This is a genomic window from Novosphingobium lentum NBRC 107847 (genome assembly GCF_001590965.1).
Classification (GTDB): Bacteria; Pseudomonadota; Alphaproteobacteria; order Sphingomonadales; family Sphingomonadaceae; genus Novosphingobium; species Novosphingobium lentum.
In genome coordinates this window covers 1-19,370 of sequence record NZ_BCTW01000008.1, presented here as the reverse complement: position 1 = coordinate 19,370, position 19,370 = coordinate 1, and the positions used below count along the sequence as shown (strand labels likewise).

Genomic DNA, 19,370 nt, shown 5'->3' with positions numbered 1-19,370 from the left:
AATGAAAGCCGCCATCCTCGAAGCGCCCGGCCAGCCGCTCGTCATCGACCAGTTGACGATCGACAAGCCCGGCCCGCACGAAGTGCTGATCCGCACGGCGGCGTGCGGGCTGTGCCATTCCGACCTCCACTTCATCGAGGGCACATACCCGCATCCGCTTCCGGCGGTGCCGGGGCATGAGGCCGCCGGCATCGTCGAGGCGGTGGGCAGCGAAGTGCGCACCGTCAAAGTCGGCGATGCGGTGGTCACCTGCCTGTCGGCGTTCTGCGGGCATTGCGAGTTCTGCGTGACCGGCCGCATGGCGCTGTGCCAGGGTGCCGACACCCGTCGTGCCATCGGCGCCGCGCCACGCCTGACCCGATCGAGCGACGGCAGCGCGATCAACCAGATGCTCAACCTCTCCGCCTTCGCCGAGATGCTGCTGGTTCACGAACACGCCTGCGTCGCGATCAATCCCGACATGCCGCTCGATCGGGCGGCGGTGATCGGGTGTGCGGTGACGACGGGTGCGGGCGCGATCTTCAACGCCTGCAAGGTCACGCCGGGCGAGACCGTCGCCGTTGTCGGCTGCGGCGGCGTGGGGCTGGCCACGATCAACGCCGCGAAGATCGCAGGTGCGGGCCGGATCATCGCCGCCGACCCGATGCCCGAAAAGCGCGCACTGGCGATGAAACTGGGCGCGACCGACGCGATCGACGCGACCGATCCCACCGCCGCCGCGCAGATCATCGAACTGACCAAGGGCGGGGTCGATCATGCGATCGAGGCGGTCGGGCGACCGGCGTCGGCGGAGTTGGCGGTCAAGGTGCTGCGACGCGGCGGCATGGCGACGATCCTGGGCATGATGCCGCTCGACCAGAAAGTCGGGCTCGGCGCGATGGACCTGCTCGGCGGCAAGAAGCTGCAAGGTGCGCTGATGGGCGCCAACCGCTTTCCCGTGGACCTGCCGCGGCTGGTCGATTTCTACCTGCGCGGGCTGCTCGATCTCGACAGCATCATCGCCGAGCGGATTCCGCTGGAACAGGTCAACCAGGGCTTCGAGAAGATGAAGCAGGGCCATTCGGCGCGCTCGGTCATCGTGTTCGACCAATGACCACCGCCACACCTATCGACGCCGAGGTCGAATTCGTCGGCACCATCGTTCCCGAAGGTGCCGACCGTCTCGATGAAGCCCGGCTCACCGCATGGCTGGAAACCAACGTCGCCGGATTTCGCGGGCCGATCGAACTGACCAAGTTCAAGGGCGGGCAATCGAACCCGACCTACCGGATCGTCTCGCCATCGGGCCGTTATGTGCTGCGACGCAAGCCGTTCGGTCCGCTGCTGCCGTCGGCGCATGCGGTCGATCGCGAGTATCGGGTTCAGGCCGGGCTGCATGCCGTCGGCTTTCCGGTCGCACCGCAATACGGGCTGTGCACCGACGATACTGTGGTCGGTTCGTGGTTCTATGTCATGGGCATGATCGACGGCCGCACGATCTGGGACGGAGCGATGCCCGGCGCCGATCCTGCCGTCCGACGCGCCACCTACTTCGCGCTGGTCGATACGCTCGCCGCGCTGCACAAGGTGGACATCGCGGCAGCGGGGCTTTCGGAGTACGGCAAGCCGGGCAACTATTTCGGGCGGCAGGTCGAACGCTGGACCCGCCAGTACCGCCTGGCCGAAACAGAGCGGATGGAGCCGATCGAGCGGCTCATCGAATTCCTGCCGCGCACCCTGCCCGAGCAGACGCGGACCAGCGTGGTCCATGGCGACTTCCGCATCGACAACATGATCTTCGCCGCCGACCGGCCCCAAGTGCTTGCGGTGCTCGACTGGGAGCTGTCGACGCTGGGCGATCCGCTGGCCGACTTCACCTATTTCTGCATGGCGTGGGTGACCGACAACGAAGGGCGATCGGGCGTCGCCGACCTCGATCGCAAGGCGCTCGGCATTCCGGAACTTGGCGAGGTGATCGAACGCTATTGCGCCGCCACCGGCCGCGATGGCGTGCCCGACATGAACTGGTATTTCGCCTACAACTTCTTCCGCCTCGCCGGGATCATCCAGGGCATCAAGAAGCGCGTGATCGACGGCACCGCCTCATCCGCGCAGGCCCGGGCGATGTCCGAGCGGGTCGCGCCGCTGGCCGAAACGGCGTGGGCGTTCGCGCGCAAGGCCGGCGCCTGAACCGGCTCAGCGCCGGGGCGGGACCACCGGCACAGTCGCCGGCATCGCGCCGGGCGCAGGGTTGGGAGCGGGAACCGGCGGAGCAGCGGGCGCAGCAGGTGTCGCCGGAAGGTTCAGCGTCACCGGCGCCACCACCGGCGCCACGCCCGCTGCCGGCGCAGGCTCGGCGCTTGCGCCATGGCGTGCCTTCTCCGGCGACAGCACGGGCTTGTACACCCGCCCATGCAGCGCCTCGATCTCGACCTTGCGCATTTCCTGGTAGTACTGGCGCGAGCTGGCATACGGATCGGGCGTGTCCTGCTGGCGCTGCAGTTCTGCATCGAAGTTTACCCGGTAGTCGAGCGAACGAACCACGCCGACAGGCAGCGTGTAGTACGGCTTGCTGAACGGCGTGCCGAAGAACGTCGGCACCACCAGCCGGTCGATGCTGAGCCCGACCAGATCGCGCAAGTTGGTCGGCCCGATCAGCGGCACGAACAGGAACGGCCCCGGCCCCACGCCGTAAAAGCCCATGACATCCGCGATGTCGTTCGGGCGGTAGGGCAGGTTGAACGGGTGGTTCTTGGCCACGTCCATCACCCCGGCGATGCCCACCGTGGAGTTGACCGCGAACCGTGCGAGCGATTCCACCGCCTTGCCCGGCTTCAGTTCCAGCAGGTAGCTGATGATCACCACCGGCTGGTCGAGGTTGAGCAGGAAGTTGTGCAGCCCCTTGCGCACCGGCCTGGGCAGCACGCTTTTGTAGACGTTGGCGGCGGGCGCGACGAACGCCTTGTCCACATCCTGCGTCACCGCATACGACTGGGCGTTGACCGCCTGCATCGGATCGCCCGGCGGCGGGGCGGAGCGGGCCTGCACCACGATCACGTTGTCGGGCTGGCCCGATCCCGCGCCCGCCGGCGGGGCGTCGGCAGCGGGCGTCGTCGCATCGGGTGGCGGCGCCCCGGCGTCGGCAAAATCCGGCAGCTGGGCGAACACGACCGGCGGCACCGCTGGCGATGTGCCCTGCCCGGCAGCCGCGGAACCCGCTGCAGCTGGCGCCACCGGCGGGGTCGCCAGCGCAGGATCCGCCATCCCGGCCCCGCCCACGTCAACCGCACCCGGAGCAAGCGGCGCTGCAGACAGCATCAGAACCGTGGTCATTACCGAAACGCTCAAACCACAATCCTTTTAAGCACTTGATGGCCCTGAAACGTCTGACGACGCCAGAACCGCATCACCGCAGTTGCCCGTCCAACCGCAACAGGCCTCCCCCTCAGGCCGCTTCGGATTTCTTGCCGGCCGCCCGCTCGAGATTGAGCATTTCGGCCAGCAGGAACGCCAGTTCGATCGACTGTGCCGCATTCAGGCGCGGGTCGCAATGCGTGTGGTAGCGATCGGCCAGTGCTTCGTGCGTGATCGCCACCGCGCCGCCGACGCATTCGGTCACGTCCTGCCCGGTCATCTCGATGTGGATGCCGCCGGCATGGGTGCCTTCGGCGCGGTGCACCGCGAAAAAGCCCTTCACTTCGCCCAGGATGCGGTCGAACGGCCGCGTCTTGTAGCCGCTGTTGGCCTTGATCACGTTGCCGTGCATCGGATCGCAGCTCCACACCACCGGGTGCCCTTCGCGCTTCACCGCGCGCACCAGCGGCGTCAGACCGGCTTCCACCTTGTCATCGCCGAAGCGGCTGATCAGCGTCATCCGCCCCGCCTCGCGGCCCGGATTCAGCGTATCGAGCAGCTTGAGCAGCGCGTCGGGCGTGAGGCTCGGCCCGCACTTCATCCCGATCGGGTTGCCCACGCCGCGCAGGTATTCGACATGCGCCGATCCTTCGAACCGCGTGCGATCGCCGATCCACAGCATGTGCGCCGAACAATCGTACCACCCGCCGGTCAGCGAATCCTGCCGTGTCATCGCCTGCTCGTACGGCAGCAGCAGCGCCTCGTGGCTGGTGTAGAAGCTGGTGCCCTGCAACTGCGGCACGGTGCGCGGATCGACCCCGCAGGCTTCCATGAAATCGAGCGCCTCGCCGATGCGGTCGGCCATTTCGGAAAACTTCGCCGCCCACGGGCTGCGGCCGATATGGTCGAGCGTCCACTGGTGGACCTGGCGCAAGTTGGCATAGCCGCCGCCCGCGAACGCGCGCAGCAGGTTCAGCGTGGAGGCCGCCTGGCTATAGGCTTTCACCATCCGTTCGGGATCGGGGATCCGCGACGCGGGGGTGAACTCCATGCCGTTGATGTTGTCGCCCAGATAGCTTGGCAGCTCGACCCCGTCCTGCACTTCGACCGGCGAGGAGCGCGGCTTGGCGAACTGGCCTGCCATGCGGCCCACCTTGACCACCGGCTGCTTGCTGGCAAACGTCAGCACCACCGCCATCTGCAGCAGCACGCGGAAGGTGTCGCGGATGTTGTTGGGATGGAACTCGGCAAAGCTTTCGGCGCAATCGCCGCCCTGCAGCAGAAAGCCCTTGCCCGCCGCGACTTGGGCCAGATCGTCCTTCAGCGCGCGCGCTTCACCGGCGAACACCAGCGGCGGATAATTCGACAGCGTCTGTTCGACATCCGCCAGTTTCGCCGCATCGGGATACACCGGCAAGTGCCGTGCTTCCGCCCCGCGCCAGCTATCCGAAGTCCAGTTGCTCGCCACGATCGCTTCCTTTCAAGAGGCGCGCGCATACGCCGCAAGCGGCGCAAATGCAAAGGTTACAAGGCGAACGATGCGGCGGCGGCCGGGCCGGAGGCGTCGGCCCAAGCTTCGCCAACTTCTCTATGTTTGCCCGTATAAACGCCCGAATGTTGCGAGGGGCGAGTCGTGGGTACTCGGGAAATATGGTTGCGTTTCAGATGGTTGTAGGATCGAACGAACATCGCGGGTGGCCTTGGACGGGAAGGCGGACGTCATCGCGATTTTGGGGTGTGTAGGAAAGGGTATTTGGGGGTGGAGGATTGCGCGGCAACCACGCCCGTCGCTCCTGCGCAGGCAGGAGCCTAACCGCCCTCGCCGTTTGTCACCTGCCGCGCATCAACGAGGGACCCGATCGGCTCCTGCCTGCGCAGTAGCGACGGGGAATGGCTACGGGATCACTGAGAGCCACAGTAACAGTGCAATAAATTCATCCGCCTTATAAACCCCGTACTATACGAGCAATGCGGGGACCTCCAAAAAAGGACATGTCGCCGTATTTCCAGCATATCAATTCGACGCCACAGTCGGATTATTGTTTCGAACGATCGTTTTTGCTTGTTGGCCTAGCCAATCGCGTGGTCTCGATCGCGGCCTTCTCTCGTGCCGATTCCAGACCGGATCGGTCGGCTGGACCAAGAAAACCCTTCACCGCCATTGCCTCCCATTGCGCCACGACATCGCGCCAATGAATACCCGAGTTTGCTATCTGCGCTAGCTTTGCGAGCGAAATGGCAAGTTCGTATTGCACTTCAGCATTGTCAGGATGCTGGGTGGCCACCTTGCGGCGGATGGTCAGGCTTTCGCCATAAGCCTTGCTTGCCGCTTCAACATCATGCTGCACCATCCGCAAATCGCCAATCTTTTCGAGGCTACCTGCCAGACCACAGTTGCACAGGCGGGCGATGGCCAGTTCTTCACCATATGCCACGCCCGCTCCAGCGAGATCGTTTTGCTTGATCCGCACATCGCCGACTCTTTCCAGGATTTCGGCCAACTGGGCCTGCGCTTCGAGATCATCCGGATCGGCAGCGAGCTTGCGGGCGATGGCGAGGCTCTCACCATAAGCTTTGTCCGCTCCGATGAGATCGCCTTGCTTGATCCGCACGTCGCCGATGAACGCGAGGCTCCAGAAGACATCACTCTCCGCCGCCGCGCTCCCGGAATCGGCAGCGGCAAGCTTGCGGGCAATAGCCAGTTCTTCACCATATGACTTGTCCGCTCCGATGAGGTCGTTTTGCTTGATCCGCAAGTGACCGACGAGTTCAAGGCCGATCAGAAGATCGGTCTGTAGATTTAGGTTGCCGGGATCAGCGGCGGCGAGCTTGCGCGCAATGGCGAGGCTCTCAGCATAAGCGTTGTCCGCTCCGGCGAGATCGTTTTGCTCGATCCGCACTTGGCCGGTCGACAACAGACTCCATACGACAGCACTCTCCGCCTTAGCATTGCCGGGATCGGCGGCGGCGAGCTTGCGGGCGATGGCAAGACTTTCATCAAAAGCCTTTTGCGAACCGCCAAGGTCGTCATTGATCAAATACCCAAAGCCAATATTTTGGACGCCAACCCACAAATCACGTTGCGCAGCGAAGTCGCCCGGGCTGACAACGGCGAGCTTGCGCCGAATGGCCAAACTCTCACTATAGGCCTCGGCCGCAGAGTTAAGATCGCGTCGTATTCGCAGAATGGCGCCGCGATCACTGAGGGCGACACTCCTGTCGCGGTCGCTTCGCGCCAGCTTGCGCTCATTCTCGTTTGCGCGAGCGGCCTCGGGAAGCCTGCCCGCAGCAACGTAAAGCGAGAAGAGTGCCTCCCAATCATCGAACAAGCCCGGATCAACGCGGGTAACGTCTTCGTAGCGCGCGATAACAGCAGCGGTCGCAACTTTCCCTTTGCGCTGCGCATCGAGCGCCAAACCAGCAATTCGGCGACCTTCCACCGCACTGGCCAGATTTGATTGCATCTTGCGGGCCAAGTCATTGGCAGCGCGCAGCCGATCGAGAATGTCCAGCGCTCCCGCTTCATCGCCAGCGTTATACTGCGCTAGCGCTGCCAGCCCTTCGGGCGTGCCAGCAATATCGACCACCGAGTTACGAAACTGCGCAATTGCCCCGGCATACGCTCGGTCTTTCGCTGCCAGATCTGTGACGAATTTCTGCTGTGCAAGCAACAGCGTCAGCTGCGATGCTTCGGCTTCGCCCCGGCCCGCAAGCATCTGCGCGCGCAACGTATCGATATTCTCACGCTGCGTCAGCAGGTCAGGGTTAGCGAATTTTTCGAAGGCCGCTTGTGTCGTCGCTGCGCCATAGACTGCCGCTGCCACCTCAACCACATCGTACCGTGCAGAACCGGGCGACTTGCACAGGCGCTTGTTCGCCATCGCCTCCGACCCGGCGAGTATCACCACGTCGCTAACGGTGATGCAGCGCAGATCGGTCGCGGCACTGGCGGGCACCGCGACAAGCAACGCCATCACCGCTGCGCCACCCCTACCGAACAGCCGCACCAGGCTCCTCCTTAGCAATTCAATCCCAGCTTCAAATGTTCAGTATTTCACAAAAGCTGGCAACATCATTATGCTAAGCTGCACGGGCGATCCGGCCTTGGATTACGATGACGGGTTACGGTGACAATACACTAAATTGCCAAAACCCCGGCAATTTTGGCTCCGCCGCCTGACCGCTTAACTTGAAGCACATCGATGCGTTGGCGTGCATCCTTCGACAGGCTCAGGATGAGCGGGGCTGGATGGGGGCCATCCTTGCTCCACTCCCGCTCCCCCCATCCCGTTCGTCCTGAGCTTGTTGAAGGGCCGTCCGTCGCTGCTTGCCTGTCGGACAACAAAAAGCAGTCCTTCGACGGGCTCAGGACGGACGGGGTATGGGCGCGAGGCTGTGCATCGGCGGGAGCCGACCTTCATTGTCAACCTACGGGGACACGGTATCTGCGTGTCCCCATCCGATCCACCAATCCAGCGACGTGCCCTACTTCGCCTTCCCCTCGGGCAGCACTTCCAGTTTCCAGCTTTTGTCCGTCTTCAGATAGCGCAGCGCCATGGCCTGCATGCGTTCGGGCGTGGTCTGGCTGTAGTCGTTGAGGATCGAGCGGATGTCGGTCAGCTTGTCGGGTTCGTAGGCCGCGCCTTCCAGCTGATAGAGGTAGAAGCCGTTGCCGGTGCTGGCGCGGGTGATCAACTGCTTCATCGGTTCGGTCACGCGCGCGATTTCGTCGGCGGTCGGCGGGGTGGCCTGAAGGTCTCCCGCGATCTTGGTGGCGGCGGCGAAGAACGCGGGCATGTCGCCGGGGCGCAGCTGCACCGTGGCGGCGATGAAGCCGCCGCTCGGCAGGTCGAGCGGCCAGGTGCTGCTGACCTGCGGGGCATAGCTGGCGCCGATCTTCTCGCGCATTTCATCGAACAGGCGGATGTTGATGATCTGCGCCAGCAGTTCGAGCTGGCGCGCCTCGTGCACGCCCGCGCGGCCGCCGCCGGTGGGCCAGGCGATGACCGCCGCCGCGGTGTTCGGATCGCCGCTGTGGGTCAGCACCAGCGGATCGGTGTTGTGCGCCGGGATCGTGGGCGCGAGCGTCGAGAGCGGCAGCGGGGTGCGCGGCGGCAGTGCGCCGAAGGTGTTCTGCAGTGCGGTGATCGCAGTGGCGCGATCGAAGTTGCCGAACATGTCGACCTCGATCGGGCCCTGTTTCAGCAGCGGTTCCCACACCCGGCGGAAGCCTTCGGGCGTCGCCTTGTCGAGCTCGGCCGGGTTGGGCGTGGCATAGCGCGGATCGGCGTTCTTGAGCAGCCAGCCGAGATCGCGGTCGAGCACCGTCTGCGGCGAGGCGCCGTAGGTCTGGTACTGCAGTTTCGCGGCGGCCTTGGCGCGCAGCAGCGGGTTGGGATCCCAGCGCGGCATCGCCAGCTTGGCGGCGATCAGATACAGCTGGTCGACCATGTCGGCAGGGCGGGTATCGGCCGAAATCGCGAAGTTGTTGTCATCGACGCCCAGGTCCAGCGTCAGCTTGCGCCCGGTGGACAGCCGGTCGAGCTGTTCGCGGCCCAGCGTGCCGATGCCGCTGTCGATCAGCGCCGCGTCGCCCAGCGGCAGGTACACCGCGTCCCGGGGATCGACCACGGCGCGGCCACCGCCGAAGCGCACCTTGATGATGATCCGCCCCGGTTCGGCATCGTTGGACCACAGCATCGCGCGCACGCCGTTGGACAGTTCGACCTGTTCGATGCCGAGCAGGCCGACCGGCTTGTCGGCCACCACGGTACCGGGCGTGCCGATCGGCGGCAGGTCGGAAAACTTGATCGTGCTGGCGGCGAGGCGGCTGCCCGATGCGGCATCGACCGGCGCGGTCAGCGCGGCGCGCATCGCGGCGGCATCGGCCTCGCCCGCCTTGGGCGTGACGTACAGAGCGCGCTCGACCGTGCCCTGGAACAGCGCGCGGGTGTGCTCCAGCACCGCCTGCGGGGTGAACAGCGGGATCGACTTCCTGAAGATGTCATAGACCACTTCGGGCGAGGCGACCGTCTCGCGGATATCGACCGCGTTGACGATGTCATCGGCCACTTTCGATCCGGCGAGCGTTTCCTGCGTTTCGACCGGCACCTTGAACGCCACGTCGAATTCGGACACCTCGCGCGCGATTTCCTCCTCGCTGGGCGGGGTGGCGAGCGCGTCGGAGATCACCCCGCGCACGTCGTGGACCGCCGCCTTCCAGTCCTCGCCCAACGGCGTGACGGTGACGGTGGTGGTGTTGGCGGTGCGGCTCACGTCCTGCTGCTCCACGCCCGCGAGCAGGAAGCTGCCCCCGGCGCGGGCGCGCGCTTCCAGCCGCCGGTTGATCAGCGCCAGCGCCAGCCGATCGACCATCAGGCCCTGGTTGTAGACGATCGTGTCGTTCTTCTTGTGCCACGGGCGCACGACGCCGAAGTTGAAGATGCGCGGCAGCTGCGGTTCGACCAGCACGCGGGTTTCGCCCACCGGCACCTGTCCGGCAGGGCTCGGCTCGGCCGATCCGGTGGGGGCCATGGGCACGCCGAAGCTGGGCTGTTCGGGCTTCTTGCCGCCGGTCTTCCAGTCGCCGAACCACTTGGTGATCTCGGCGATCATCGCGGCCTGATCGGTATCGCCGGCGACGACGATCACGGTGTTGTCAGGGCGATACCACTTGTCATGGAACGCGCGGACGGTGCCGTCGGTCGCCGCCTCGAGCGTTTCGATGGTGCCGATGGGTGAACGCGTGGCGAACGGCTGCCCGGCGAAGAACACCGAGCGCGTGGCGTCGAGCGCGCGCGTCTGCGGCCCGCCGCGCTCGCGCATTTCGGCGAGCACGATCGGCACTTCGGTTTTCACCCCGTGGGGCGTGAAGATCGGCGCGGCGATCATCCCCGACAGCAGCATGAACGTTTCGTCGAGCGCGGGCGGCGTCGCGTTGGGCAGGTCGAGCTTGTAGACCGTCTGCGTGCCGCTGGTTTCGGCGTTGGTGTCGCTGCCGAACGTGGCGCCCAGCCGCTGCCAGGTGGGGATCGCCTGCCCTTCCTTGAGGTACTTCGATTCGCGGAACGACAAGTGCTCGATCAGGTGGGCAAAGCCGCGCTCGGGCTCGGTCTCGTAGAGCGATCCGGCATCGACCAGCACGCGCACCGAAACCTGCCCCGGCGGCACCCCGTTGTGGCGCACGGCATAGCGCAAGCCATTGGGCAGTTCGCCGAACGTCCATTCCTTGTCCTGCGGCACGTCGCTGCCGCGATAGAGCCACGGGCCGCCCTTGGCGCTGGCCGCGCGCGGGCTGTGGACCGCGGGGACCGCCGCAATGTGGGCCGCGGTGCGGGCGGCAGCCTGGCTGGCGAGGACGGGGAGCGTTGCCAGCACGAGCGGCGGCAGGGCGCAAAGAAGGCGCCGGGCGGCGCGAGACATCGGCTTCATGGTGACGGGTATAGGAAGCGGATGGCTGAAGGACCAGTGAATAGAACCTGCGTTTTTTTGCGCAAGTCGATGACAGCGCGGGCTGGTCCGCGCGTCGTCCCGGGCTCGACCCGGGACCGCTGGCGGTCAGGCACAGGAACGCCGGCGGTCCCGGATCGGGTCCGGGACGACGTGTAACCTCAAGGCTTGGCCGGCTCGTTCTTCACCGGCGCGTCGGGGTGGTTGTCCTGCGCCTTGCGCATCGCCTCGACGTCGGCGGCCGAGCGCAAGTCGAGCAGTTCGACCTGGAACACCAGATCGGCGTTGGCCGGGATCGGCCCGGTGCCCGCCGCGCCATAGCCCAGCTTGCTGGGGATGCAGAAGCGATAGACGCTGCCCTTGGGCATCATCTGCAGCCCTTCGGAAAAGCCGGGGATCACGCCGTTGGCGGGGAACGGGGTCGAGGCGTTCTGGTCGAACACCGCGCCGCTGGCGGCCAGGAAGCCGATATAGCTGACCAGCACATAATCGCTCGCCGCCGGTTTGGCCCCGGCCCCGGCGCGCAGCTGGGTAAAGCCCAGCCCCGACGCGGTCTTGCCCGTGCACGCGCGCAACGTCGGCGGCACGACCGGCTGCAACGGCACCGGCAGGATCTTCGCGATGGCGGCGGCGGGGGTCGAGGCCGGTGCCGCTTTGGGAGCCGCCTTGTGCACCGCCGCCTGCGCCAGCGGGACCGCCACCGCGATCAGCGGGAGCACCGCGATCAGCGGGAGCACAAGGGCGAAGCGGCGCGGCGCGCGGAACGGCAAGGTCATGGTCGCGCTATAATCAGTCCGGGCCGCAACGACCAGCCCCCCGCCGTGCTCGGCGTTTGGGGAAAGTGCGTGGCTATAGGGAGGTGCGGACAACCCCGACGCTGAATGAAGGGCCGCTTCCGGGGAGCGCGAGTCAGGCGCTGCTTGGCGGAAAAGTTGGGGGGCGCGGACGCTATCGCAGCGCGAAAAAGGAAGGGTTGCAGAATTTACCTTTCAGCCTCGCGGGGAGCGTGGGATCGCGCAAATCCTGAAGTTCGGAAACGTAGGGGCCGAAAGCTTGGGCAGCTAAATCGCCCAAGACATCGTAATGGCAGGGCGAGTTCCCTTCACCGGACGTAATTCGCAAACCTCGTCGCCGCTCAAAGGCAAGAGGATTACCATCAGTGAGACTGCGCCCCTCGCCCGAATAGTCGTCGGTAATCTCATCCCACTGTCGCAGGAATAGTTCTAAATCGGGCTTCGGAATGTCGAACTTCTGATGTCGCAGCAGCTCTCCAGATGGTGTCGTGACGATCACTTCGCCATCCCCTCGCCCGTTTCTGGAGGCGACAGACATTGCAAACCACCTTTTCCCGAACGATGGCATCACAGCAAAACGGAGACCATCGCTTCCGTCGGACGGTATCAATCCGGCCATCATAGCATGAGCATCAGCCAACACTGGATTGTTAGAATCAATCAACAAAGGGCGGTCATTCGTTCGGTTGAATTCAGCTAGCCGGTGCCTTTCCCACGCAAGGAACAGGCCCAAGCTGACTGCCGAAAACGCCAACAACCCCGCGATCCCGTAAAAGCATCGCCTCGTCCAGCGCCAGATCGCCTGCTTCATTCGGGATCGATTAGCACAGTGCAGACCGTCCGCAATGTGGTCGTGTCCGGAAAGTCCGCTTTCGGCGTGGAAATGCGGATGGCGGACGTTTGGCGGTCGGTGAACCAACGACAGCCTTCGGACATTCCCACGCGGCGCCCCGCGCTTGACGCGGGGCTTGGCTCCCGTTCCGGCTCCGGCGGCACGCGCCACGCCGTTTCCGGCTGATGTTCAAGCCATGCCCCGTGTCAAGCACGGGGCGACGGGGATGGGGGCGGGCTGCGGCTGAGGGCTTTGCTGCCGGGTTTGAATGGCGGGAATGTCGGGGGAAGCGACCATCTGCATTTGTCATATACCGAAAATTTTAGATTTGCATTCAGATTAGATGGATACAATGAAATCCGTTAGAGAGATTTTTTGTGCACTATATATTGCCACTTATCATCAGCTTTTTATTGGGAGCGATTTGTCAAACCATCTCGATTTCTATCGAATATTTCTGCTGTAGGTTCACGAATCGCGCAGTTATAATTGCGATTTTTTGGTCTGTATCCTCCATATGCTTGTTCGGTGTTTTGCTGTTTGCTTCGATGTCGATTTCGAAGCATTTTCCGATCAACGCGACGTTAGGGCCTCTCGCGTTTATTGCCGGATTTTCGTCGGTGCACCTGATCAACCGATGGCGGCGAGATAAAAAATTCGGATAGTCGATCGACCACGCGAACTTACCCGCCTCGCCCACAGAGCGCCCCCACGCATTCCCCCGTACCCCCCACTAACCCCATCGCAATGCTGTGCGTGGCATTGTCGTGGCCCGTTCAATGCCGGAACCAGCGCGTGGCAATCAGCACCAACTATCCTCTCCCGGTGATCGTGAACGGCTTTTCGTGCCGCAACTGTTCCGAGGTGGACCAGGCGCAGAAGAACATCGATCCGGCCGATCCGCTGGCCGGTCCGTTCGGCGTCAACGATCCAAAAAAGCCGCAGACGAACCAGTTCTCGCCCGAAGCGCGCCACCGCGACACGCTCGATGCGCTGCACCGGGCGCGCAACACGGCGCAGACCTCGCCCGTGGCGGCGGCCTATGCCGGGCAGGCGGCGGCGCCACGGCTGGTCGATATTGCCGCCTGACGGCTGAAATCATGCGCCTTGCGACCCGGCGGACCCTTGACCCGCCCCCGCGCGCGCCTACATGCGGTGCATGTTCATAGAAACCGAAACCACGCCCAACCCCGCCACGCTCAAGTTCCTGCCCGGAGAGCAGGTGATGCCGGCGGGCACGCGCGAATTCACCACGCCCGAAGACGCCGCCGCATCGCCGCTGGCCGAGGCGCTGTTCGATCTGGGCGAAGTGACCGGGGTATTGTTCGGCCGCGAATTCGTGGCGGTGACCGCCGCGCCCGGCGTGGCGTGGAGCGACCTGAAACCGCAGGTGGTTTCCCTGCTGCTCGACCATTTCGTGTCGCAGGCGCCGCTGTTCTTGGCCGGCAGCGCGGGCGAGATCACGGTGCCGCTGGACGATGCCGACGACGCCACGGTGGGCGACGATCCGGCCGATGCCGAAGTGGTCGCGCAGATCAAGGACCTGATCGAAACGCGCGTGCGCCCGGCGGTGGCCAACGACGGCGGCGACATCACCTATCGCGGGTTCCGCGACGGCGTGGTCTACCTGAAGATGCAGGGCGCCTGTTCGGGCTGCCCGTCATCCTCCGCGACGCTGAAGAACGGGATCGAGAGTCTGCTGAAGCACTACGTCCCCGAAGTGCACGAAGTGCGCGCCGCCTGATCTGGCGACGGCCCGTATTGCCGCAAGCATTCCGACCGTAATCCCCGAGGAGCCCCCATGTCCCAGCCGCTTTCCGATGCCGCGCTCGACCAGCTGTTCCGCACCGCGCGCACCTACAACGGCTATCTCGACCAGCCGGTGAGCGAAGCGCAGCTGCACGGCATCTGGGACCTGATGAAGATGGGGCCGACGTCTGCCAATATCCTGCCCGCGCGGTTGGTGTGGTGCGTCAGCCAGGACGCCAAGGACAAGCTGGCCGCGCTGGCGGGCGGGACCAATCCCGACAAGATCCGCAAGGCGCCGGTCACCGTGATCATCGGCATGGACCTCGATTTCCACGAACAGCTGCCGTGGCTGTTCCCGCACGCCGATGCCAAGGCGTGGTTCGACGGCAACGAGCCGCTGCGCGAGATTTCGGCGATGCGCAACTCCTCGCTGCAGGGCGCCTATTTCCTGCTGGCGGCGCGCGCGCTGGGGCTCGATACCGGGCCGATGTCGGGGTTCGACAACGCGGGCGTGGACGCGGCGTTCTTTGCCGACCAGCCGCGCGTGCGCTCCAACTTCATCTCGACGCTGGGCTATGGCGATCCGGCCACGGTGTTCGATCGCAGCCCGCGCCCCGGCTTCGAAACCTTCAACCGCATCGACTGACGCGACGGGTCGGCGGCGGGAAGCCGGGATGCGACGTCTGGTGATCGACTGTGCAACCGAAGCCTGTTCGGTCGCGCTGTTCGAAGGCGGCCTGATGGTCGCCGGGAATATGCTGATGCTGGGTCGCGGCCATGCCGAGCGGCTGGTGCCGATGATCGCGACGTTGCCCGGTCGCGGGCGCGCCGATAGCATCGCCGTCGATGTCGGCCCGGGCAGCTTCACCGGCATCCGCGTGGGACTGGCCGCCGCCAAGGCGCTGGCGCTGGCATGGAATGCGCGGATCGAGGGCTATCACAGCCTGGCGCTGGTCGCGGCGATGGCGCGCGCCGATCACCCCGGCCAGCCGATCGACGTGGCGCTGACCGGCGGGCACGGTGAATGGTTTTTCCAGGCGTTCGATGCGTGCGGTGTCGCGCTGTCCCCGATCGAATCGCTGACGCCCGATGCCGCCGTGGCGCGGTCGCGCGCCAGCATCGTCGCGGGCAGCCAGGCCGAAGCGCTGTGCCGCCAGCGCCCCGGCACGCACGCGGTGCCGCTATGGCCCGATGCGCAGCGCGCGGGGGATCTGACGGCGAACGCACTGCATCCCGATCCGCACCCGCATTACGGCCGCGCACCCGATGCGCGCCTGCCGGGCGGCATCCTGCCCGATGCGGCCGTTCCGGCGGCCGGCTGAGGAGCGCGTGGCGCGATGACCGTGCAGGACGACATCGACCGCATCATGCACGTGATGACCGATGCGTTCGATCCCGCGTTCGGCGAGGCGTGGAACCGGCGCCAGATCGGTGATGCACTGATCCTGCCCGCCACCCATTACGGACTGATCTTCGGCGACGGCAGTATCGGCGCGGACGATGCCGACGACGTCGCCGGCTTTTTCCTGTCGCGCGCGGTGCTGGACGAAGAGGAACTGCTGCTGTTCGCGATTGCCCCGCCGTTCCGCCATCGCGGACTTGGCCATCGCCTGCTCGACCATTTCATCGCGCAGGCGCGCGACCGGGGCATGCAGCGATTGTTCCTGGAAATGCGCAAGGACAATCCCGCCGGCCAGCTTTACTACCGCCACGGGTTTCGTCCGGTAGGTATTCGGCCTGCCTATTATCGAACACCGTCCGGGATTAGGCTCGATGCGGTGAGTCAGGAACTGGTGTTGAATTAAAAATATCAACATTGCTATGCGTTTATGAAATTTCGGTCATTCTTAGGTATTAAAAACTCCACAACGGTTGTATCAATGACACCATTGCGTATAGGAATAGCTGGCGGGGACGCATAGTCCGTTGGGCGATGCGCACGACGGCAGACCATCAAGCAAAGGCAAGAACACAATGACCGAGATCGAAAACGACATTCGCGAAACGCTGATCACGCTAACATCCGATATCGTCGCGGCGCACGTCAGCAACAACAGCGTCGCAGTAAGCGATATTCCGACGCTGATCACCAACGTTTACACCGCACTGGCGGGACTTTCGCCGAGTGAACCGGCCGCCGCGCCGGCGCCCGAACCGGCCGTTTCGGTCCGGTCTTCGGTCAAGAACGACCACATCGTCTGCCTCGAAGACGGCAAGAAGCTGAAGATGCTCAAGCGGCATCTGGCCACGCGTTACAACTTGACGCCCGACCAGTATCGCCAGCGCTGGAATCTTCCCGCCGACTATCCGATGGTCGCGCCCGCTTATGCCGAAAAGCGCCGCGAACTGGCCAAGAAGATCGGCCTTGGCCGCAAGCCTGCGGTGGCCGCCGTCACCAAGAAGCCGCGCGGCCGCCCGCCCGTCGCGGCCTGATCGCGCACGACACCGGGTCACACGGCCCGGTCATCGAACGCCGGGTCACTGCCCGGTTGTAGATTCGACCCGCCGGTCTATGATCGGCGGGTCTTGTCATTCTAGCGGAACCCACCTTGCACCAGGCTATCGACATCGAGGCGCTCTGCGCCGAACGGGGACTGCGCATCACCGATCAGCGGCGCGTGATCGCGCGCGTGCTGTCGGACAGCACCGACCATCCCGACGTCGAGAAACTGCACGAACGCGCGGTGGCGCAGGACCCGCGCATCTCGATCGCCACGGTGTACCGCACGGTGCGCCTGTTCGAGGAAGCCGGCATCCTCGACCGCCACGATTTCGGCGACGGCCGCGCCCGTTATGAAGCCGCGCCCGAAGCGCACCACGATCACCTGATCGACGTCGAAACCGGCCGGGTGATCGAATTCGTCGATCCCGAACTGGAAGCGCTGCAACGCCAGATCGCCGAAAAGCTGGGCTATCGGCTGGTCGACCATCGCATGGAACTCTACGGAGTCCGGCTTGATCGCGGCGAGTAGCCCGGACGACGGTGCAGCGCTGTCACTGGGCGACCGACTGCGCATCGTCGCCCGGCTGAACGCAATGCTGCTGGCGCTGCTGGTCAGCCTGCCGCTGTATTACCTGTGGCGCATCGTGCGCCTGCCCAACCCGTGGCCCCGCCGGTTCCTAGGCGCGATCGCGTGGATCGTGGGCGCGCGCGTGCGGGTCGATGGCGCGCCGCTGCGGCGCGGCGCGTTCCTGCTGGCCAACCATGTCAGCTGGATGGACATCCCGATCATCGCCGGCGCGACCGGCACCGCGTTCGTCGCGCATGACGGGCTGGCCGAAAGCGCGCTGTTGAAATGGCTGTGCGAGATGAACGACACCGTGTTCATCGCGCGCAACGATCGCGCCGGGGTGCACGACCAGGTCGCGCTGGTCCGCGCGGCCTTGAGCGAGACCGGCGCGCTGGCGATCTTTCCCGAAGGCACCACCAGCGACGGCACCGGGCTGCTGCCGTTCAAGTCGTCGCTGCTGTCCGCGCTCGATCCGGCGCCGCCCGGGATCATGGTGCAGCCGGTGGTGCTCGATTACGGCGCCGGGGCTCCGCGCATCGCCTGGGTGGGCGAGGAACACGGGCTGCACAACTTCCTGCGGATTCTCGCGCAGCGCGACCGCGTGGCGGTGACGCTGCACGTGCTCGAACCGTTCGAGCCGGGCGCCGCAGGATCGCGCAAGGCGATTGCCGCGCTGGCCCAGCGACTGATGGCCGAGCGGCTTTCTCCCCCCGCCTCCGCTCCGGCGCGCTGACCTTTTACAAAGCGCCACGATTGGCCTATCGGCGCGCCATGCCCGATACCTCGAACCTGCGCGATGCCGCCCTGCCCCAGACGTTCGCCATCAAGAGCTTCGGCTGCCAGATGAACGTCTATGACGGCGAGCGCATGGCCGAACTGCTCACTGCGCAGGGCATGACCGCCAGCGATGGCCGCGCCGAGGCTGACCTGATCGTGCTCAACACCTGCCACATCCGCGAGCGGGCGGTCGACAAGGTCTATTCGGACATCGGCCGGTTGCGGCGCGAGGACGGCACCGTGCCGCTGATCGCGGTGGCCGGTTGCGTTGCGCAGGCCGAGGGCGAGGAAATCATGGCGCGCGCGCCGTCGGTGAAGATGGTCGTCGGCCCGCAAGCCTATCACCGCCTGCCCGCGATGATCGCCGAAGCCGCCGCCGGCCGCCGCGCCACCGATACCGACATGCCCGCCGAAACCAAGTTCGACGCGCTCCCGCGCCGCCGCAAGAGCGGGCCGACCGCGTTCCTGACGGTGCAGGAAGGCTGCGACAAGTTCTGCACGTATTGCGTGGTGCCCTATACCCGCGGCACCGAGATCAGCCGGCCGTTCGCCGCGCTGGTCGATGAGGCCAAGGCGCTGGTCGAGGCGGGCGCGCGCGAGATCACGCTGCTGGGGCAGAACGTCAACGCCTGGAGCGGCGAGGACGACAAGGGCCGCAAGGTCGGGCTGGCGGGGCTGGCCGAAACACTGGCGGACATCCCCGCGCTGGCCCGCATCCGCTACACCACCAGCCACCCGACCGACATGGACGATGCGCTGATCGCGGCGCATGCCGACAACCCCAAGCTGATGCCGTTCCTGCACTTGCCGGTGCAATCGGGCAGCGACCGCATCCTGAAGGCGATGAACCGCAGCCACACCGTGGAGAGCTACCGCAAGCTGCTCGACCGGGTACGCGCGGTGCGCCCCGACATCGCGTTGTCGGGCGATTTCATCGTCGGCTTCCCCGGCGAGACCGAAGACGATTTCGCCCAGACGCTGCGGCTGATCGACGCGGTCGGCTACGCGCAGGCGTTCAGCTTCAAGTACAGCCCGCGCCCCGGCACGCCCGCCGCGACGATGGACGGGCAGATCGCCGCCGATGTGATGGACCGGCGCCTGCAAGACCTGCAGGCCGCGATCAACCGCGACCAGCACGCGTTCAACCTCGCCAGCATGGGCCGGCGCTGTTCGGTGCTGATCGAGCGCAAGGGCAAGCTGCGCGGCCAGATGCTGGGCAAATCGGCGTGGCTGCAATCGGTCCACCTGATGACCGACGCGACGATCGGCGACCTGCTTGAGGTGGAGATCACGCTGGCGGGGCCGAACTCGCTGGGCGGCACCGAACTGGCGCGGGTGGCGGTTTAGGGCCTGTTGGCCAACAACTGAACCGCTCATGGTGAGGAGGGACTGAGCTTGTCGAAGTCCCGTCTCGAACCATCATAC

At 65.3% G+C, this 19,370-nt stretch carries 17 protein-coding genes; 11 read left to right on the top strand and 6 right to left on the bottom strand.

Features of this window, described 5'->3' with window-relative positions; translation table 11 throughout:
• The first annotated feature begins 1 nt into the window (after window position 1).
• Together NL2_RS08360 and NL2_RS08355 are read left to right on the top strand one after the other, a co-directional pair.
• Complete coding sequence (locus tag NL2_RS08360; protein WP_068073669.1) at window positions 2–1,093, top strand: Zn-dependent alcohol dehydrogenase; 1,092 nt, start codon at window positions 2–4, stop codon at window positions 1,091–1,093.
• Entirely contained in the window at window positions 1,090–2,169 is a 1,080-nt protein-coding gene (locus tag NL2_RS08355) for a phosphotransferase family protein (RefSeq protein ID WP_068073667.1), read from the top strand. The genes NL2_RS08360 and NL2_RS08355 overlap by 4 nt, the downstream gene beginning before the upstream one ends.
• Before the next feature lie 6 nt (window positions 2,170–2,175).
• Here NL2_RS08355 and NL2_RS08350 read toward each other — a convergent pair whose 3' ends face one another.
• The 6 genes from NL2_RS08350 to NL2_RS08325 form a co-directional block, all read right to left on the bottom strand.
• On the bottom strand, window positions 2,176–3,312 hold the full coding sequence (locus NL2_RS08350; RefSeq protein ID WP_068073665.1) for an MlaA family lipoprotein: 1,137 nt from the start codon (window positions 3,310–3,312) through the stop codon (window positions 2,176–2,178).
• 112 nt (window positions 3,313–3,424) lie between these two features.
• The gene (locus NL2_RS08345; RefSeq protein ID WP_068073663.1) at window positions 3,425–4,801 is read right to left on the bottom strand and encodes a class II 3-deoxy-7-phosphoheptulonate synthase; all 1,377 of its coding nucleotides are present in this window, start codon (window positions 4,799–4,801) and stop codon (window positions 3,425–3,427) included.
• Between the two features lie 568 nt (window positions 4,802–5,369).
• Entirely contained in the window at window positions 5,370–7,340 is a 1,971-nt protein-coding gene (locus tag NL2_RS08340) for a tetratricopeptide repeat protein (RefSeq protein ID WP_157083099.1), read from the bottom strand.
• A 478-nt stretch (window positions 7,341–7,818) separates the two neighbouring features.
• On the bottom strand, window positions 7,819–10,764 hold the full coding sequence (locus NL2_RS08335) for a M16 family metallopeptidase (RefSeq protein WP_084355981.1): 2,946 nt from the start codon (window positions 10,762–10,764) through the stop codon (window positions 7,819–7,821).
• Window positions 10,765–10,943: 179 nt separating this feature from the next.
• The gene (locus NL2_RS08330; RefSeq protein WP_068073659.1) at window positions 10,944–11,558 is read right to left on the bottom strand and encodes an FKBP-type peptidyl-prolyl cis-trans isomerase; all 615 of its coding nucleotides are present in this window, start codon (window positions 11,556–11,558) and stop codon (window positions 10,944–10,946) included.
• A gap of 172 nt (window positions 11,559–11,730) precedes the next feature.
• The gene (locus tag NL2_RS08325; protein ID WP_068073657.1) at window positions 11,731–12,387 is read right to left on the bottom strand and encodes a hypothetical protein; all 657 of its coding nucleotides are present in this window, start codon (window positions 12,385–12,387) and stop codon (window positions 11,731–11,733) included.
• A gap of 816 nt (window positions 12,388–13,203) precedes the next feature.
• On the opposite strand from NL2_RS08325, the gene NL2_RS08320 reads away from it, so the two are divergent.
• The 9 genes from NL2_RS08320 (at window position 13,204) to miaB (ending at window position 19,292) form a co-directional block, all read left to right on the top strand.
• Window positions 13,204–13,497: a hypothetical protein gene (locus NL2_RS08320; RefSeq protein ID WP_157083098.1), complete on the top strand. Its 294-nt coding sequence runs from the start codon at window positions 13,204–13,206 to the stop codon at window positions 13,495–13,497.
• Window positions 13,498–13,567: 70 nt separating this feature from the next.
• Window positions 13,568–14,152 carry a NifU family protein gene (locus NL2_RS08315; RefSeq protein WP_068073655.1) on the top strand — a complete coding sequence of 195 codons (585 nt, stop codon included), beginning with the start codon at window positions 13,568–13,570 and terminating at the stop codon, window positions 14,150–14,152.
• Window positions 14,153–14,209: 57 nt separating this feature from the next.
• Window positions 14,210–14,803, top strand: coding sequence for a malonic semialdehyde reductase (locus NL2_RS08310; protein ID WP_068073654.1), 594 nt, complete (start codon window positions 14,210–14,212; stop codon window positions 14,801–14,803).
• 28 nt (window positions 14,804–14,831) lie between these two features.
• Window positions 14,832–15,479 carry a tRNA (adenosine(37)-N6)-threonylcarbamoyltransferase complex dimerization subunit type 1 TsaB gene (tsaB, locus tag NL2_RS08305; protein ID WP_068073652.1) on the top strand — a complete coding sequence of 216 codons (648 nt, stop codon included), beginning with the start codon at window positions 14,832–14,834 and terminating at the stop codon, window positions 15,477–15,479.
• A gap of 15 nt (window positions 15,480–15,494) precedes the next feature.
• Window positions 15,495–15,962 (top strand): GNAT family N-acetyltransferase, encoded by a 468-nt coding sequence (locus tag NL2_RS08300; protein WP_068073650.1) that lies wholly within the window; start codon window positions 15,495–15,497, stop codon window positions 15,960–15,962.
• Window positions 15,963–16,131: 169 nt separating this feature from the next.
• Window positions 16,132–16,590, top strand: coding sequence for a Ros/MucR family transcriptional regulator (locus NL2_RS08295; RefSeq protein WP_068073977.1), 459 nt, complete (start codon window positions 16,132–16,134; stop codon window positions 16,588–16,590).
• A gap of 116 nt (window positions 16,591–16,706) precedes the next feature.
• Window positions 16,707–17,129, top strand: coding sequence for a Fur family transcriptional regulator (locus tag NL2_RS08290; protein WP_068073647.1), 423 nt, complete (start codon window positions 16,707–16,709; stop codon window positions 17,127–17,129).
• Complete coding sequence (locus NL2_RS08285) at window positions 17,113–17,901, top strand: lysophospholipid acyltransferase family protein (protein ID WP_245647619.1); 789 nt, start codon at window positions 17,113–17,115, stop codon at window positions 17,899–17,901. The genes NL2_RS08290 and NL2_RS08285 overlap by 17 nt, the downstream gene beginning before the upstream one ends.
• 38 nt (window positions 17,902–17,939) lie before the next feature.
• Window positions 17,940–19,292 (top strand): tRNA (N6-isopentenyl adenosine(37)-C2)-methylthiotransferase MiaB, encoded by a 1,353-nt coding sequence (gene miaB / locus NL2_RS08280; RefSeq protein ID WP_068073645.1) that lies wholly within the window; start codon window positions 17,940–17,942, stop codon window positions 19,290–19,292.
• Window positions 19,293–19,370: the final 78 nt, after the last annotated feature.

Bases quoted from the DNA above. Each gene is read 5' to 3' on its own strand.
- NL2_RS08360 (WP_068073669.1), top strand. From the start codon at position 2: ATGAAAGCCGCCATCCTCGAAGCGCCCGGCCAGCCGCTCGTCATCGAC.
- NL2_RS08355 (WP_068073667.1), top strand. From the start codon at position 1,090: ATGACCACCGCCACACCTATCGACGCCGAGGTCGAATTCGTCGGCACC.
- NL2_RS08350 (WP_068073665.1), bottom strand. From the start codon at position 3,312: ATGACCACGGTTCTGATGCTGTCTGCAGCGCCGCTTGCTCCGGGTGCG.
- NL2_RS08335 (WP_084355981.1), bottom strand. From the start codon at position 10,764: ATGAAGCCGATGTCTCGCGCCGCCCGGCGCCTTCTTTGCGCCCTGCCG.
- NL2_RS08330 (WP_068073659.1), bottom strand. From the start codon at position 11,558: ATGACCTTGCCGTTCCGCGCGCCGCGCCGCTTCGCCCTTGTGCTCCCG.
- NL2_RS08325 (WP_068073657.1), bottom strand. From the start codon at position 12,387: ATGAAGCAGGCGATCTGGCGCTGGACGAGGCGATGCTTTTACGGGATC.
- NL2_RS08315 (WP_068073655.1), top strand. From the start codon at position 13,568: ATGTTCATAGAAACCGAAACCACGCCCAACCCCGCCACGCTCAAGTTC.
- NL2_RS08310 (WP_068073654.1), top strand. From the start codon at position 14,210: ATGTCCCAGCCGCTTTCCGATGCCGCGCTCGACCAGCTGTTCCGCACC.
- tsaB (WP_068073652.1), top strand. From the start codon at position 14,832: ATGCGACGTCTGGTGATCGACTGTGCAACCGAAGCCTGTTCGGTCGCG.
- NL2_RS08300 (WP_068073650.1), top strand. From the start codon at position 15,495: ATGACCGTGCAGGACGACATCGACCGCATCATGCACGTGATGACCGAT.
- NL2_RS08295 (WP_068073977.1), top strand. From the start codon at position 16,132: ATGACCGAGATCGAAAACGACATTCGCGAAACGCTGATCACGCTAACA.
- miaB (WP_068073645.1), top strand. From the start codon at position 17,940: ATGCCCGATACCTCGAACCTGCGCGATGCCGCCCTGCCCCAGACGTTC.